At 68.3% G+C, this 15,916-nt stretch carries 16 protein-coding genes; 12 read left to right on the forward strand and 4 right to left on the reverse strand.

Translation table 11 applies throughout. From position 1 onward, the window contains the following. Positions 1 to 211 precede the first annotated feature (211 nt). The 5 genes from ccmA to ccmE are packed head-to-tail and all read left to right on the forward strand — an operon-like array spanning position 212 to position 2,987. A complete protein-coding gene (gene ccmA, locus KF903_RS01580; protein ID WP_291210119.1) occupies positions 212 to 898 on the forward strand; it encodes a heme ABC exporter ATP-binding protein CcmA in 687 nt (228 codons plus the stop codon). Beyond that, positions 895 to 1,578: a heme exporter protein CcmB gene (ccmB, locus tag KF903_RS01585; RefSeq protein ID WP_291210122.1), complete on the forward strand. Its 684-nt coding sequence runs from the start codon at positions 895 to 897 to the stop codon at positions 1,576 to 1,578. The genes ccmA and ccmB overlap by 4 nt, the downstream gene beginning before the upstream one ends. Then, complete coding sequence (locus tag KF903_RS01590; RefSeq protein ID WP_291210125.1) at positions 1,575 to 2,336, forward strand: heme ABC transporter permease; 762 nt, start codon at positions 1,575 to 1,577, stop codon at positions 2,334 to 2,336. The genes ccmB and KF903_RS01590 overlap by 4 nt, the downstream gene beginning before the upstream one ends. Then, positions 2,329 to 2,517: a heme exporter protein CcmD gene (gene ccmD, locus KF903_RS01595; protein ID WP_291210128.1), complete on the forward strand. Its 189-nt coding sequence runs from the start codon at positions 2,329 to 2,331 to the stop codon at positions 2,515 to 2,517. The genes KF903_RS01590 and ccmD overlap by 8 nt, the downstream gene beginning before the upstream one ends. Then, positions 2,514 to 2,987, forward strand: a complete 474-nt coding sequence (ccmE, locus tag KF903_RS01600; protein ID WP_291210130.1) for a cytochrome c maturation protein CcmE — start codon at positions 2,514 to 2,516, stop codon at positions 2,985 to 2,987. Before ccmD ends, ccmE begins: the two co-directional genes overlap by 4 nt. Here the strand turns inward: ccmE and KF903_RS01605 are convergent. Continuing rightward, positions 2,967 to 3,956 (reverse strand): LysR substrate-binding domain-containing protein, encoded by a 990-nt coding sequence (locus tag KF903_RS01605; RefSeq protein WP_291210133.1) that lies wholly within the window; start codon positions 3,954 to 3,956, stop codon positions 2,967 to 2,969. The two genes, ccmE and KF903_RS01605, sit on opposite strands and share 21 nt — an antisense overlap. A gap of 270 nt (positions 3,957 to 4,226) precedes the next feature. Between KF903_RS01605 and KF903_RS01610 the strand changes: the two genes are divergently transcribed. The 3 genes from KF903_RS01610 to KF903_RS01620 are packed head-to-tail and all read left to right on the forward strand — an operon-like array spanning position 4,227 to position 8,592. Beyond that, positions 4,227 to 5,279, forward strand: coding sequence for a DmsE family decaheme c-type cytochrome (locus KF903_RS01610; RefSeq protein ID WP_291210136.1), 1,053 nt, complete (start codon positions 4,227 to 4,229; stop codon positions 5,277 to 5,279). Between the two features lie 15 nt (positions 5,280 to 5,294). Continuing rightward, complete coding sequence (locus tag KF903_RS01615) at positions 5,295 to 7,865, forward strand: MtrB/PioB family outer membrane beta-barrel protein (RefSeq protein ID WP_291210139.1); 2,571 nt, start codon at positions 5,295 to 5,297, stop codon at positions 7,863 to 7,865. Between the two features lie 10 nt (positions 7,866 to 7,875). Next, the gene (locus KF903_RS01620) at positions 7,876 to 8,592 is read left to right on the forward strand and encodes a c-type cytochrome (RefSeq protein WP_291210142.1); all 717 of its coding nucleotides are present in this window, start codon (positions 7,876 to 7,878) and stop codon (positions 8,590 to 8,592) included. 129 nt (positions 8,593 to 8,721) lie between these two features. On the opposite strand, the gene KF903_RS01625 is transcribed toward KF903_RS01620, so the two are convergent. From KF903_RS01625 to KF903_RS01635, 3 genes are all read right to left on the reverse strand, one after another. After that, positions 8,722 to 11,013, reverse strand: coding sequence for a heavy metal translocating P-type ATPase (locus KF903_RS01625; protein ID WP_291210145.1), 2,292 nt, complete (start codon positions 11,011 to 11,013; stop codon positions 8,722 to 8,724). A 122-nt stretch (positions 11,014 to 11,135) separates the two neighbouring features. Continuing rightward, positions 11,136 to 11,678: a cytochrome b/b6 domain-containing protein gene (locus KF903_RS01630; protein WP_291210147.1), complete on the reverse strand. Its 543-nt coding sequence runs from the start codon at positions 11,676 to 11,678 to the stop codon at positions 11,136 to 11,138. After that, a complete protein-coding gene (locus KF903_RS01635) occupies positions 11,675 to 11,962 on the reverse strand; it encodes a PepSY domain-containing protein (RefSeq protein ID WP_291210150.1) in 288 nt (95 codons plus the stop codon). Before KF903_RS01635 ends, KF903_RS01630 begins: the two co-directional genes overlap by 4 nt. 186 nt (positions 11,963 to 12,148) lie before the next feature. Between KF903_RS01635 and KF903_RS01640 the strand changes: the two genes are divergently transcribed. The 4 genes from KF903_RS01640 (at position 12,149) to hlyD (ending at position 15,884) form a co-directional block, all read left to right on the forward strand. Continuing rightward, the gene (locus KF903_RS01640; RefSeq protein WP_291210153.1) at positions 12,149 to 12,814 is read left to right on the forward strand and encodes a response regulator; all 666 of its coding nucleotides are present in this window, start codon (positions 12,149 to 12,151) and stop codon (positions 12,812 to 12,814) included. After that, a complete protein-coding gene (locus tag KF903_RS01645) occupies positions 12,811 to 14,163 on the forward strand; it encodes an ATP-binding protein (RefSeq protein ID WP_291210156.1) in 1,353 nt (450 codons plus the stop codon). The genes KF903_RS01640 and KF903_RS01645 overlap by 4 nt, the downstream gene beginning before the upstream one ends. A gap of 90 nt (positions 14,164 to 14,253) precedes the next feature. Next, a complete protein-coding gene (locus tag KF903_RS01650; RefSeq protein ID WP_291210158.1) occupies positions 14,254 to 14,862 on the forward strand; it encodes a TetR/AcrR family transcriptional regulator in 609 nt (202 codons plus the stop codon). Beyond that, the gene (gene hlyD, locus KF903_RS01655; protein WP_291210161.1) at positions 14,859 to 15,884 is read left to right on the forward strand and encodes a secretion protein HlyD; all 1,026 of its coding nucleotides are present in this window, start codon (positions 14,859 to 14,861) and stop codon (positions 15,882 to 15,884) included. The genes KF903_RS01650 and hlyD overlap by 4 nt, the downstream gene beginning before the upstream one ends. The last annotated feature ends 32 nt before the right edge of the window (positions 15,885 to 15,916 follow it).

The raw sequence follows: 15,916 nt of genomic DNA on the forward strand, positions 1-15,916 counted from the left end.
ACGCAGGCAGGCCAACCCCACCCTGCGGCGACGGCGTTCGAGGGCGGGCTTGCCGCTGCGCCGAGGGCGCAAGCCGGCAGCGGCGCGGCCTCACCCCCGGCGCATGGCGCCCTCGTCATGCGATCGGCGCCCGCGTGCGTCGTTCCGCCGCTGCGGCAACAGCGGCCGTGGCATGGTCATGCGTCACGCATGCGGTTAGCATGCCGGGCCCATGCCTGTCTTCGACGAAACCCACGCGCGACCTGCCCTGCTCGAAGCGCGCGCGCTTGCCTTCGCACGCAACGACGAGCCGATCTTCGGCCCGCTCGACTTCACGCTGTCGGCCGGCGAAGTGGTACTGATGGAAGGCGACAACGGCGCCGGCAAGACGACCCTGCTGCGCGTGCTGTCGGGCCTGCTGGCGCCGACCAGTGGCGAAATCCGCCTGCACGGCGAACCGCTGACGCTGGCGCGGCTGTCGCCGCAGGTCGTGCTGCTGTCGCACCAGGGCGGGCTCAAACTCGAACTCACGGCGCTGGAGAACCTGCGTTTCGCCGCCGGCCTCGTCGGCCAACGCAAGGGTATGTCGCCGCCGAGCGCGTTGACCGCGGTTGGACTCGACGGCTATGGCGACGTGCCCGTGCGGCAACTGTCCGCCGGACAGAAAAAGCGCGTGGCGCTCGCGCGGGTGCTGCTGGCGCCGGTGGCGTTGTGGTTGCTCGACGAGCCTTACGCCAACCTCGACCGCAGCGGCATCGAACTGGTCAACCGTCTGCTCGAGCGCCATGCGCACGATGGCGGTGCGGCGCTCATCACCTCGCACGGCGCGTACGCCTACACCTCGGGCGCGCCGCGGCGCATCGCGCTGCATGATGCGCAGCGCGCCGCCATGACACTGCCGACCGGAGCCATGGCATGACCCCCGGCAGCACGCCCGCCGCCTGCGCCGCCCTGCTGCGCCGCGATCTCACGCTGGTATGGCGCCGCCGCGGCGATGCGTTCAACCCGCTGCTGTTCGCGCTGATCGTGGTGGCGCTGTTCCCGCTCGCACTCGGCCCCGAGCCCGAACAGCTGCGCCGCATCGCCGCCGGCATCGTGTTCGTGGCCCTGCTGCTCGCTGGGCTGCTGGCGCTCGACACACTGTTCCGCAGCGACTACGAGGACGGCTCGCTCGAACAGCTCGTGCTGTCGCCCCACCCGTTGTCGCTGCTGCTGGCCTGCAAGATCGGCGTGCACTGGCTGACCACGGCGCTGCCGCTCATCGTGCTGGCACCGCTGCTCGGTGAACTGCTGCACCTGCCGGGCGAGGTGCGCGGCGTGCTCGTGGTCGCGCTGCTGCTGGCCACGCCACTGCTGAGCCTGATCGGCGCGGTCTGCGTCGCGCTCACGGTTGGCATGCACCGCTCTGGTATGCTGCTGGCCCTGTTGGTACTGCCGCTGTACGTGCCGATCCTCATCTTCGGCGCCGGTGCCTGCAACGCCGCTCAGGCGGGCCTGCCGTCGCTCGCTCCGCTGCTGTGGCTGGCGGCAGCCCTCGTCCTTGCCCTCGTGCTGGCGCCGCTGGCCTGCGCCGCGGCACTGCGGATCTCGATCTCATGAACATCCTGCTGCTCTGGTTCCACAAGCTCGGCTCACCCCCGACCTTCTACCGTCTGGCCGGCCTGCTGCTGCCGTGGTGCTATGGCATCGGCCTCGTGCTTGGCCTCGTCGCGCTGTACGGCGGCCTCGTGCTCGCGCCGCGCGATTACCAGCAAGGTGACGCCTACCGCATCATCTTCGTGCACGTGCCGACCGCATGGATGAGCCTGTTCGCCTATGCCTTCATGGCAGCCAATGCCTTCATCGCGCTGGTGTGGCACATCAAGCTGAGCGAGATCCTCGCCATCGCCAGCGCGCCGATCGGCGCCGCCTTCACCCTGATCGCGCTCGTCACCGGCGCGTTGTGGGGCAAGCCGATGTGGGGCACCTGGTGGACCTGGGATGCACGCCTGACTTCGGAACTCGTGCTGCTGTTCCTCTATCTGGGCGTGATCGGACTCAACGCCGCGATCGAGGATCGGCGTCAAGCCGCACGCGCGGCCGGATTCCTGGCCTTGGTCGGCATCGTCAACCTGCCGATCGTGCATTTCTCGGTCAACTGGTGGAACACGCTGCACCAGGGCTCGACGGTGCGATTGATGGGACCATCGAAGATCGATGCGGCAATGGTCTGGCCGCTCTTGCTGATGGCGCTGGCGACCCATATCTGGTTCTTCGGCAGCGTACTGATGCGTGCGCGCATCGCGTTGCTGCAACTGGAAGGCGGCAAGGACTGGGTGCGCAGGGTGGCGCTCGACGAGGGTGCGGGCAATGACTGAATTCATTGCAATGGGCGGTTATGCGTTCTACGTGTGGACTTCGGTCGCGGTGTTCTTCGGCGTGCTCGCAGCAGAGGCACTGGCGCCGTTGGCGCAGCGCCGCCGCGTGCTGAGCGAGATCCGTGGCCGCCTGCAGCGCCGCGCGGCGCGTGCGCAGCCGCCACGCGGGGAGGCACCATGAATCCGGTTCGCAAGCGCCGCCTCATCCTCATTGCGCTCGTGCTGGCCGCGGTCGGCGTCGCCACCGGCCTCACCGTGCTCGCGCTGCAGCAGAACATGACCTACCTGTATTCTCCGAGCGAAGTCGAGGCGGGCCATGCCCCGGCCGGCGCGCGCTTCCGTCTCGGCGGCGTCGTGCTCGAGCATTCGATCGAGCGCACCCGTGATTCGCTCAAGGTCGATTTCATCGTGACCGATCGCATCCGGCAGCTGCCGGTCGAGTACACCGGCATCCTTCCCGACCTGTTCCGCGAAGGTCAGAGCATCGTTGCGACCGGCACTCTGCAAGGCGGCCGCTTCGTCGCCACCGAGGTGCTCGCCAAGCACGACGAGACCTACATGCCGCCGGAAGTGCGCGATGCGATCGAGAAGGCCAAACACGTCGAAGCGGCTGGCGCCGCGCCGGCGGCATCAACCCACGCGGCGCAGTGACGCCCCCGCTGCTGGGCCCGCTTCGCGAGCGGTCAGGTTCATCGACATGCTGCCTTCGATCGCGCTGCGCAGGTTCTCGCGCATGCGCAGCGAAAGGAAGTCGATGAAGCAGCGCAGTGCGGGTGTCATGCCGGCGCGCGACAGGAACAGCACATACAGATTCATCTCCGGCAGCGCCCATTTCGGCAGCACGCGCACCAGCGTCCCGGCCGCCAGGTCGGCACGACACAACAACGGTGGCAACTCGGCCACGCCGCAGCCGGCCAGCGCGGCGTGCCGCAGCATGATGAGGTCCTCGGTGCGCAGACGTGGCCGATGCGCGATCTGGCGGACTGTGCCGCGACCGTCATCGAGTTGCCACAGCGGCCGATCGGCGCAGCCGCGCATCCCCGAGACACTCGGCAACTGACGCAAGTCCTCCGGCTCGCGTGGCTCGCCGTATCGGGCAAGCAGCTGCGGACTGGCCACCAGCACGTGACGCGGCACCGGAAACGTGCGCACCACGCAACTGGAGGTGCGCACGCTCGGCGCGATGCGCAACGCCACGTCAAAGCCTTCGCTGATGAGGTCGACTTCGCGGTTGGTGACCTCGAGCACGACTTCCACCTCCGGGTAGTCGCGCATGAAGTCGCAGAACACTGGCGCCAGCACCGCCTGGGCGAAATTGACCGGGCTGGTGACCCGCACGATGCCACGCGGTACGCCGCGCACATCCTCGATCACCTCGTCGGCGCGGGCGACTTCCTCCAGCACACTGCGGCAGCGCTCGTAGTAGCGCTGGCCGACTTCAGTGATGTGCAGCTTGCGCGTGGTGCGATGGATCAGGCGCACGCCGATGCGCTCCTCCAAGCGCGCCAAGTGCTGGCTCAGCAGCGACTTGGAGACGCCCAGCGCGTCGCTCGCCGCACTCAGGCTACCGTGCTCGACGATGCGCGCGAAGTACAGCAGGTCGTTGAGATCGTTGCCCATCGCGCACCCCGGCGGCCGTGGCGGTACCAGCATAGCAATGTGAAGCAGCAACCCGATTGTTCACCGCAACATTCAGTTGTGCGCAAAGAATAGCCGCAGCGTTCGAATACCAGAACGATCTTTTCCCGAATGCGGGCTGGTCAAGCCGCCGTTCACGGCCGACACTCGGGACATGCAGGGCAATTTGTCGCACCCGGTCACAAACCGGGTGCGTACCGCGCGAGGGGCGCGACATTGCCACTGTTCGCCGGCAACCGGGGGAAGCGAACGATGAGCCTGCTGCGCATCACAGCGATCCTGCTCCTTGGCGGAGCATTGTTCAGTCACGGCAACGGCGCCCATGCGCAGCAGTCACGCGAGCAACTCGCGCGCGGTCTGCCTTCGTCCAACCTCAGCGGCACCGATGTGCAGGCCACGCAGGCGAGCCTGCTCGCGGCGCCCGGCTTCGCGCGGGCGCGTGTGGCGAGCAATCCCGCCGCCGCCGATGCGACCGCAGTCGGTGAAGCAACCTGCACGTCCTGCCACCAGCTCGAAGCCAATCACTTCACCCATACCCTGCATGCGCTGGGCCTGCATGCGGCCAGCCAGGCCGACGCCTCGATCCCGGTCTGCGAGGCCTGCCATGGCCCAGGCTCGCGCCACGCGCAGGCGCCGTTCGAAAAGGGACTCATCATCGCTTTCACCAAGGGTGGCGGCACCCCGACCGAGGTGCAGACGGCCACCTGCCTCAACTGCCACAAAGGCGGGCCGCGCGATCACTGGAGCGGCTCTGTGCACCAGCGCAACGACCTGTCGTGCAGCGATTGCCACAACCCGATGGCCAACTTCTCGGCCGAGGGCTTCATGGCCAGGAACTCGATCAACGACACCTGCGCGCAATGCCACAAGGACGTCCGTCTGCAGTTCAACCGCCGCTCGCACATGCCGCTGCCCGAAGGGCAGATGAGCTGCGTCGATTGCCACAATCCGCATGGCTCGATCACAAACCCCCTGCTCAAGACCAACACGGTCAATGAAACCTGCTACCAGTGCCACGCCGAAAAGCGCGGTCCGTTCCTGTTCGAGCACGCACCGGTGCGCGAAAACTGCCTCAATTGCCACTCGCCGCACGGCTCCAACCAGAACACGCTGCTGGTGGCGCCGGTACCGTTCCTGTGCCAGCAGTGTCACACCGGTCAGCGCCACCCCAACGACCTGCACACGGCGCAGTCGTTGGCAACGGGCAGCACGCCGGACGAACGGGTCATGGGACGTGGCTGCCTGACGTGCCACGCCAACATCCACGGCTCCAACGCGCCGTCGGGCCCGCGCTTCCACGAGTGAGGGAGGAGGTCGACCATGTCCACGATACGCCTGCCCCTGCCACTGCGTGCGCTGCCGCTCGCGCTGACCTTCGCCCTTGCACCCGCCATCGCCGCCGACACCGGTGTCGGCGTCGATACCTGGCGCGCCAACAAGTTCGATCCGAGTGCCGGTGCCGCCAGCCAGTCGGTCGACCATCGCGGCACGAGCTGGCTGCGTTCAGGCGAGCTGCGCACGCCGACCGGGTACCTGTACATGTGCCCGGCGGAAGACCCGCATGTCGACGACTTCGGCGCCTGGATCGGCTACGGCGTGCTGCAGATCGGCGCTGTCGCGACTTCGGGCGATGATCGCAACGCGCTGTGGAATCGCTACGTCGACTGGGATAGCGGCCTCGTCCTCGGCCTGCTCGACTACACCTGGCAGCGCCCCGCCGATGGCACTTACGCCAACGTGCGCGCCAGTCGCATCAGCGAGGACGACCAGTATTACCAGGCGGTGTTCGGCCGCGCCGGCAGCTACAAGGTACAGGCCTTCCTGCGCGACATGCCGAACGTGCTCAGCCGCAACGCGCGCTCGCTGTGGGACGGCGTCGGCAGCAACACGCTGACACTACCGGCCGGACTCACACCCGCGGCGAGCACGCCGCAACAGGTCGCAACCGTCATCGCGGCGCGGCCCGATCAGAGCCTGTCGGTCACGCGTTCCAAGCAGGGCCTTGGCTTCAACATGTACCTGAGTTCGCAGTGGACGGCCTATGCCAACCTCGCCGATGAGCAACGCAGCGGCGCACGTCCTTATGGCGGGCCATTCTTCTTCAACTACCCGTTCCCGGCCAACGGTGGGGTGTTGGAAACCCCCAAGCCAATCGACGACCACACGCTGAACCTCAACGCCGGCCTGCGCTATGCCAGCCGCAGCTGGCGCATGGAACTAGGCTACAGCGGCTCGTTCTACCGCGACCGCTGGACGCGCTACACCTACCAGATGCCGTTCGCGCTGTGGGCCGTCGTTCCCGGTTCGGCGTCGGCGCCACTGACCACCGGTCAGATGGCGATGGAGCCCGACAACGACTACCACAACGTCAAGGCCAGCTTCACGCGCAAGCTGCCGTTGGATGGCGAGCTCTCGCTCACCGCCTCGGCCGGTCGCATGAGCCAGGACGACACGCTGATCGCACCGATCGATTGCCAAGGCGTGTTCGGCATCGGGCTCGGTGGCAACCTCGCACTCGGCCCGGCCAACCCATTCCTGTTCGACTGTTCGAAATGGAACACGCCGGCTGCACTGTCACGGCGCACGGCCGACATGAGCATCGACACCACGCTGCTCGATGCGCGGGCTTCGCTACGCCCCACCGCAACGCTGTCGCTGCGTGGCGGGCTGCGCTTCAATCGCGATGACTACCGCAATGGCTACCTGGCGTGGAATCCGTTGACCGGCGACTATGGCTACATCGCGGAGAACGGATCCCAGGGCAGCATCGTGCCTGGCGAAGTGGGGTTGTTCAATCCGTTGAGGATGGCATCCAACCTCACCCGAGTGCGCAGTATGCCGCTCGATCTGCAGACGATCGATGCCGATGTCGGCGCCGACTGGCGCCTTGGCAGCGCCAACACACTCGGCGCAACGCTCGCGCTCAACCGCTTCGAACCAACCAATCGCGAACGGACCCGGCTCGACGACACCAGCCTGAAGCTGACTTGGGTCAATCGCACCACCGACTGGCTGACCCTGCGCGTCAACTACACATGGAAGGACTCCAGTGGCGACCGCTACAACTTCGATCCCTATCACCACTTCTATTCCACCAGTCTGCCCGGCTATGTTCCGCCGGCCGCAGGCACGCCCTCGCACACGGTCGAGGCGATGCGCAAATACGACCTGTCGAGCCGACGCACGCACAAGGTCGACGTGATGGCAACCGTCATGCCGCGCGACGACATGACGATCAGCGCTTCGCTGCGCGGCGACTGGAACTCCTACGATGCCGTCATCGGTCGGCGCGCGCTCAATACCAACAGCGCCACGTTGCAGTGGGAATGGCAGCCACGACCGACCACGAGCCTCAGCCTCTACGGCGCGTGGGATCGCTCCCAGCTCAGCCTGTCGAATGTGCAGGATCAACAGGCCGGTGCCGGCGTCGACCCGTCGCTGGGCGGCCCCAACTACGCACTGATCGGCCAGTGGTGGCTGCGCGATTCGCAGCGCAACCTCTACGGCGGCGCCACGCTGGACCATCGCATCGGCCACGTGCGCATCGACGCCAACTGGAACTACGTGCAATCGCGCGGGCTCGACGACTACAGCTACGCCGGCTCGAGTGCACTGGCGTACCCGGGCACCGTGACCGGCACCGGACCCGGCAGCGGCGGCTTCCCCGCCATGACCTACCGCGTGCAATCGTTCACGGTGGGCGTCACCGTACCGATCCACCAGCGCGTGTCGCTGCGCGTGTTCGATTACTACGAGCGCGGCCACGTCAGCGACTGGCACTACGCCGGTTTCGACGCCAACCGCATTTACGACCATCGCGTCTACACCGATGGCGGTCCGCAGAGCTACCGCGCGAACCTCGTCGGCGTGCTCCTCAACGTGAAGTTGTGAGGTGGGCGAGATGAATGCGAACACGATGCCCCGCCGCGCCCTGTTCATCCTGCTGCCGCTGCTGCTGGCGGCCGCCGTCAGCGCGCAGGCCCAATCGACGGCCAAACCGACCGCAGCGGGCAAATGGCTCGACAAGCGCGGCCATGCGCCGATCCACGGCGATGCCGCCGCGGGCCAGACCAAGTCCGAAGTGTGTCGGGCCTGCCATGGCCAGGACGGCAACACGCCGGTGCCGACGTTTCCCAACCTCGGCGGTCAGCGGGCCGATTTCCTGTATTGGGAACTCATCGAGCTCAAGCACGGATATCGCTACCAGTCCCCGATGACCGAACAGCTCGCGCCACTCAGCGATCAGGACGTGCGCGATCTTGCGGCCTTTTTCGCCTCGCAGCCGCTGGCTCACGCCCACGACGCCAGTGCTGATCCGGCCGCCATCGAGCTGGGCGAGCGAATCTTCCACAGCGGCGACGCGCAGCGCGGCGTGCCGCCCTGCCAGGGCTGCCACGGCACCAACGCCGACGGCATCGCGCAGCGTCCGGGTTGGCCGATCCTGCAGGGCCAGCACCCCGCCTACCTTGCCGCGCGCCTGCGCGCCTATCGCGATGGCGACCCACCCAACTCGAGCAACGACTTCATCATGAACGGCGTCGCGCGCGGGCTCGACGACGCCGCCATCGATGGCCTTGCCGCGTGGCTGGTGTCGCGCGGGGGCACGCAGCACCAGTAAGCGTGCCGCCGCCACGCGCGGCACTCGTGACGCCCGCTGCCGGTATCGGTGTCGGCGCTGCGCTGCAGCGAGCGGCGGGTCGGCGTGCGCCGACCACCGATCCGCGTGCCGGTTCGGCGCGGCGGGCCGTCAGTCCGGCGCCAGATTCTGGTAGATCTCTTCTTCCTGCAGGAAATGCAGGCGCAAAATCGCATCGAGCGCATGCAACGTGCGCTGCAGTTCCTGCCGTGCGCGCGCATCGACCTGCGGCGCTGACAGCCCAGCGACGAGGCCAGCCAGACGACGGTGCAGGCGGAAGATTTCCCGGTGACTGCGACTCATCGCCGCCAGCGGGTCGTCGCCGCCGAGCAAGGCGGCGATCTGCGGATAGACCTCGTGGTCGTCGGCCTGCTCGTGCGGCAGCACGCGTTCGCGCAGCATCGCCTCCACCTCCCGCACGGCGGCAACGAACGCGTCGCCCTGCAGTGTCGGCAGGCGATCGGCCACTGCGCTGAGGCGGTCGAGCACGGGCTCGAGTTCGCGGTGCTCGGCATGCAAATGCTCGACCTGCGCCGGATCGAGGCGATACTGGCTCGTGCGCAGCGGCTGGATGCGCAGCACGCGCAGCGCATTGAGAATCACCGCCACATCGATCGCCTCCTGCAGCGCCGCGCCATACAACGGCGGCAGGTAGCCGAGCGCGGCCACAGCCATCGCCAACAACGACAAGCCCATGCCCGCGAATACACTCTGCAGCGCGATCCGGCGCGTGTCGCGCGCGATGCGCAGCGCCTCGGCCAGGCGATCGAGGCGGTCGGCGATGAGGACGATGTCGGCCGCCTCGGCCGAGGCGGTGGCACCGCGTGCGCCCATCGCCACGCCGACGTCGGCGGCGGCCAGCGCGGGCGCGTCGTTGATGCCGTCACCCACCATCACGGTGCGCCCGTTGGCACGCGCGGCCTTGATCACCGCGAGCTTGCCGGCCGGCGTGTGCTCGGCCAGCACCTCGTCCACACCCAGGCCCGCGCCGATCGCCTCGGCCACTTCGCGGCGATCGCCCGTGAGCATCACGATGCGGCCGATGCCACTGCGCCGCAGCAGGCGCAGCGCGCGCGGCGCTTCCACGCGCAGCTGGTCGGCCAGCAACAACATGCCGGCAAACTGTCCATCGACCGCAACCAGCACCGCCGACGCGCCCTCGTTGAGTGAACGCTCCAGCAGCGCGCGCATCGGCAGCGGCACGCTCGCCACGCGGCTCACGTAATCGAGCGAGCCCACGCTCACGCGCGCGCCATCGATGCGGCCGCTGATGCCGGCGCCGGCACTCTCGCTGACTTCCCGCGGTACCTGCAGCGCGAGCTGGCGTTGGCGCGCGGCGCCGACCACGGCGGTCGCGATCACGTGGCTCGACAACTGCTCCAGCGAGGCCGCCAGCGCAAGCAGGTGGTCGGCATCCGCCGTGGCCACGCCTTCGATGCCGATCAGGCGCGCCTGACCGCCGGTCAATGTTCCGGTCTTGTCGAAAAACAGGGTCTGGCTCGCCGCGAGGCCTTCGAGGGCGGCGCCGTCCTTGACCAGGATGCCGCGGCGCGCACAGCGCGAAATGCCGGCCACGACGGCGATCGGCACGGCCAGCAGCAGTGGACAGGGCGTGGCCACCACCAGCACCGCGAGCGCGCGCAGCGGATCGCCGCTCACGAGCCAGGCCAGCGCCGCCAGCAGCAGCGCGAGCGGCACGAACCACAGCGCGTAGCGATCGGCGAGCCGCACCGCTGGCGCGCGTGATTGCTGCGCCGCTTCGACCAGGCGCACCACGGCCGCGAACGTGCTGTCGGCAACGACCGCAGTGGCCACCATGTCGAACGCATCGCCGGCGTTGATCGCGCCACTGCGCAGGCGATCGCCACGCAACCAGGTCACCGGCAGCGACTCGCCGGTGAGCGTGGACTCGTCGAGCACGGCGCGCTCGGCGGTGAGCGTGCCATCGACCGCGAGCACCTCGCCGTGACGCACCACGAGGCGGTCGCCCGGCGCGATCGCCTCGAGCGGGATGTCGACGAGCCCGCCGCCCTCATAGCGCTGCGCACTGCGCGGCGCATGCGCGAGCAATGCCGACAGCTCGCGCCGCGCGCGCCGTTCGGCATGACTCTCCAGCAGCGTGCCGCCAGCGAACATGAGCGCGATCACGGCGGCGGTCAGATGCTCGTGCAGCAGCAGTGCGCCGCCGATTGCGACCAGCGCCAGCACATCGACCCCGGCCTCGCGCCGCCGCAGCGCGCCCAATACCTGCCACGCCAGCGGCAGCAGCGCCGCGATCGCCGCGAGGATCCAGGCCGCGGTGGCGACGGCACGCTCGCCGAGCAGCCACGTGAGCGCACCGAGCACGAGCCCGCCACCGCAGATGACGAAAACGCCCAGATCCACACGCCAGCGATCGAACACGGCCAGCCCCGCATGACACGCCGGCGCGAAGCCCGTCCGCAACGCGTGGTGCCGCCGCCGGCAACCGGCACCACACGCGAGCATACGTGTTTGCGGCGACGCTGTGCAGCCGCGCCAGCACCTCATCCGGCGCGCTTGCGCCCCGTGAACATCGCCCGCACGAGGTTTTCGCGGTGCCGCACACTGCTCAAGATCACGCCGGCCACGTGCAGGCCGACGAAGACCAGCGTGGTGGTTGCGAACAACTCGTGCACCTCCTCGAGCAGTTCGCTGCCCCAGCCGACGTCGGTGGTCTGCAGCCAACCGGTGGCGCCGGTGGCGGTCAGCAACAGCAACAGCGCGAGGATCATCGCCGCACCGGCCGGGTTATGGCCGAGATGGCGCACCTCGCGGCGCGCCATCACGTCCCGCAGGTAGGCGAGCAGGCTGTGCGGCGAGGGCACGAAGTCCGTGAATCGCGCATGGGCGGTACCGGCGAACCCCCACGCGATCCGGAACGCGACAAGGCCGACCACACCATAGCCGAACGCCTGATGCAGGCTGCCGCCGTCCTCAGCGAGCAGCCACGCACCGGCGAAGGCGATCACGAGCGACCAATGAAACACCCGCACCGCGATGTCCCATACGAGCACCGTAGCGTGGCCGACCGGCGAGGATGTGCTCATTTTGCGCCCGCCTGGCTGACCACGTGTGCGTCGGCGGGACTGACGAACAGCTCGACCTTCGCCCCATCCTTGTCGCGCGCGTACACCTCGTAACAGGTCCCGCTGGACTTGACCTTGCCGACCACGTAACCCTGCGCCTCGAAGCGCACCTTGACCTCGGTGGTGCTCAGCCATTCGGATTTGGGCTTGTCGGTGCAGTCGCCGTCGTAGGTGGAGGCATGCGCCGTTGGTGTGGCGGCGGCGAGCGCAAACGCGATGCCGAGAGGGAGCAGATTGACGTGCATGATGATTCCTCATTTCTGGAGTGATCCGGCGATTCCGGTGTGCCGCACGGCACAGCTGCACGGTGAGCGCGGCGGCTGAAGTCAGTCTTAAGGCCCCGTCGCGTGGGCGCCGGTGCAGCGTTGTGCTTCAGAAGCGCTTAAGCTGGGTCGACCATACCGGTCGGCGTCCAACACGGAATCCCGACGATGCGCCTCCTGCTGGTGGAAGACGATCCGCACTTGGGCAACGGCATCGAAGTCGGCCTCAGGCAGGCCGGCTTCGCGATCGACTGGGCCCACGACGGACGCAGCGCGCAACTCGCGCTGCAGACCACCGCCTACGAACTTGTCGTGCTCGACCTCGGCCTGCCCCGCGTGGACGGCATCGAGGTACTGCGCCAATTGCGCGCCCGAGGCAGTGACGTGCCGGTACTCATCCTGACCGCGCGCGATACCATTCCTGACCGCGTCGACGGGCTTGAGGCCGGCGCCGACGACTACCTCGTCAAGCCATTCGACCTCACCGAGCTCATCGCCCGTGTCCGCGCCCTGCTGCGCCGCGCGCACGGCCGCAGCGTCGATGCGATCCGCTATCGCGACCTCGTGCTGCAGCCGCAGAGCCTCACGGTGACGCGCGGGAGCGAGACGATCGCGTTGTCAGGGCGAGAGTGCGCGGTGCTCGTGGAACTGCTTGACCATCGAGGCACAGCGCTGTCGCGGACCCGGCTCGAGGAGAGCCTCTATGGCTGGAATGAGGAGATCGAGAGCAACGCGATCGAGGTGCACGTCCACAACCTGCGGCGCAAGCTCGGCAGCGAGCTGATCCGGACGATCCGCGGCGTGGGTTACCTGATTCCGCGGGATGAGCCATGACGCGGTTCTCGCTGCAACGCCGCCTGTTGCTGCTGCTGGTCGGCAGCGCGCTGTTGGTATGGGTGGCGATGCTGGTCGCGGGCCACGACAAGGCACGCGCCGAGATCAATGAACTCGCCGACGTGCGCCTGCAGCAGGCCGCTCGCACCTTGCTCGTGCTCGACCTCAAACGGCTCGCGCGGCTTGTACAGGCTGGCGCGGCAGCAATGCAAGCGTTCGACGCCGACCGCGACGACAGCGTGCAGCCACTGGCGTTCCAGGTGTGGAACGATCGCGGCGAGCTGCTGCTGGCCAGTGCCGGCGCGCCGGCCATCCCGGATGCGGATGCGGACGGCTACGCCACGCGCACGATCGACGGGCGTGCCTGGCGCAGCTACAGCGTGGTGGACCGGCATCACGCCTACCGCGTGACCGTGCTCGAACCGCTGGACGTGCGCGAACACCCGGTGCGTGAGCTTACCGGACGCATGGGTCAGGTGCTGCTATGGTCGCTGCCGCTGCTCGCCCTGCTCACCTGGGCCAGCATCCGTCGAGGCCTGCAGCCACTGGCCCGGCTGTCGCACGCACTCGCCGCGCGCGATGCCGGCCGCCTCGAACCGTTGCAAGTGCAGCGGATACCGCGCGAGGTCGGCACACTGGTGGCAGCACTCAACGACCTGCTGGCGCGGCTCGCGCGCTCGCTCGATCGGGAACGCACGTTCACCGCAGATGCCGCGCACGAACTGCGCACGCCGCTGGCCGCGATCAAGGTGCAGGCCGAGGTCGCGCTGCGCGCCACGGACGAGGCGGCGCGACGCACGGCGATCGCGCAGGTGATCGCCGCGGTCAATCGCACCAGCCACCTTGCGGAGCAATTGTTGCTGTTGGCGCGACTGGAGTACGCACCCGCTGGGGGGCAGGCCCACATGGATCTCGCGCAGCTCGCTGCCGACGCGATAGCGCGACACGCCGACGCAGCCCTCCGCGCCGGCATCGAGCTTGAGCTGAACGCGAGCGCAGGGTCGACGCTGCGTGGCAACGCGGCGATGCTTTCGGTCCTCATCGATAACCTGCTCGACAACGCGATCAAGTACGGCAACCACGGCGGGCGTGCCGTGGTCGAGGTGCGGCCCGACGGCGATGTGTTGCTGCTGCGCGTGGCCGACGACGGTGCCGGCGTTGCACCGGACGAGCGCGAGCGCCTGCGCGACCGCTTCTTCCGCGGCAGCGACAACCGCGCCACCGGCAGCGGGCTGGGCTTGTCGATCGTCGATCGCGTCGCGGCCGCCCACCACGCGCGCGTCGAGTTTGGCAGCGGACTCACACCCGGCTCCGGATTCGGCGTCAGCGTTCGCTTCACCCCTAGCTGACCAGTCCGGACGCTGCCCGCTGCGGCGCCACTTGCACGGCTCGCACTTTCTCTATATGTTAGTAATTGCTCACTTACTTTTGGATTGCCGGTGACCTCACGTCCGACCTATTTGCCAGCCGAAGAGCGCCGCACGGCTACCGTGGAAACCGTGGTCAAACTGGCGGCCGAGCAGAATCCGGCCGACATCACCACCACCGCGATTGCCGAGCGCATGGGACTGACCCAGGGCGCGCTGTTCCGCCACTTCCCCACCAAGGAAGCGATCCTCGAGGCGACCATGTCATGGGTCAGCCAGCGCCTGCTCGCACGCATCGACGAGGCTGCCGCCGCGGCAGGCTCGCCGCTTGCCGCGCTTGAGGCGGTGTTCATGGCCCACGTCGACTTCGTCGCGCGCCACCCCGGAGTGCCTCGGATGGTGTTCGCCGAACTGCAGCGCGGCCGCGACAGCCTGCCGCGCAAGCTCGTGCAGACGATGATCCGCCACTACGGTGAGCGGCTGCGCAAGCTGCTGGACGCGGGCAAGGCTGCGGGTGACATCGACCCGCAGCTCGATGTCGACGCCGCCGCGACGCTGTTCATCGGCACGATCCAGGGTCTGGTCGTGCAATCGCTGCTCGCCGGCGCCACCACGCGCATGCGCCGCGATGCCGCCGCGGCATTTGCGATCTACCGTCGTGGCATTGGGGTGCACCGATGAGCGGCCTAGCCCAGCGCACCGGCGTCAAACGCATCATCACCGCGCTCGTAGCGCTGCTGGTCATCGCGGCCACGGCGGCCGCTTGGATGTACCGCGGCCACAAATCCGGCACCACGCTGCGCCTGTATGGCAACGTCGACATCCGCGAGGTGCAGCTCGCCTTCCGCCAACCGGGTCGCATCGCGTCGATGGAGTTCGACGAGGGTGACACCGTCAGCCGCGGCGCGCGCCTCGCGACGCTCGATGCCCAACCCTACGCCGATGCCCTGGCTGCCGCCGACGCCGCGGTACGGGTTGCGCAGGCGGAACTGACCAAGCTGCGACGCGGCCTGCGCCCGCAGGAGATCGATCAGGCCGAGCAGGCATACCACCAAGCGACTGCGACCGCGCGTGATGCCGAGCGCAACTTCCTGCGCCAGCAAAGCCTGCTCGCCACTGGCGCCAGCAGCCAGCGCACCGTCGACGCGGCACGCACGCTGCGCGACCAGACTGCCGCCGCCGCCAAGTCCGCCGCTGCGGCGCTGTCGCAGGCACGCGAGGGCTTTCGCCATGAGGACATCACCGCTGCCGAAGCACGGGTCGCCGCGGCGCAGGCCACGCGTGCTCAAGCCGCCACTGCACTCGCCGACACCGAGCTGGTGGCGCCATCCACCGGCTCCGTGATCGCGCGCATTCGCGAGCCGGGCAGCATGGTCGCCAGCCAGACCCCGGTGTACAGCCTCAGCCTCGACCAACCGGTCTACGTGCGCGCCTATGTCGGCGAACCGCACCTGGGGCGTATCGCGCCGGGAATGCACGTGCAGGTGCGCACCGATTCCTCCGCGCACAGCTATCGCGGCCGGATCGGTTTCATCTCGCCGCGTGCGGAGTTCACGCCCAAGACGGTGGAGACACCCGACCTGCGCACCGACCTCGTGTACCGTCTTCGCATCGTCATCGAAGATGCCGATCTGGCGCTGCGCCAGGGCATGCCGGTGACGGTCGACATCGATGCCGGCGCGGCACCACCGCGGAGCCGCTGAGATGTCGGTGGCAGGCCAGACCAGCCCATCCA

Source organism: Dokdonella sp. (assembly GCF_019634845.1).
Lineage (GTDB): Bacteria > Pseudomonadota > Gammaproteobacteria > Xanthomonadales > Rhodanobacteraceae > Dokdonella_A.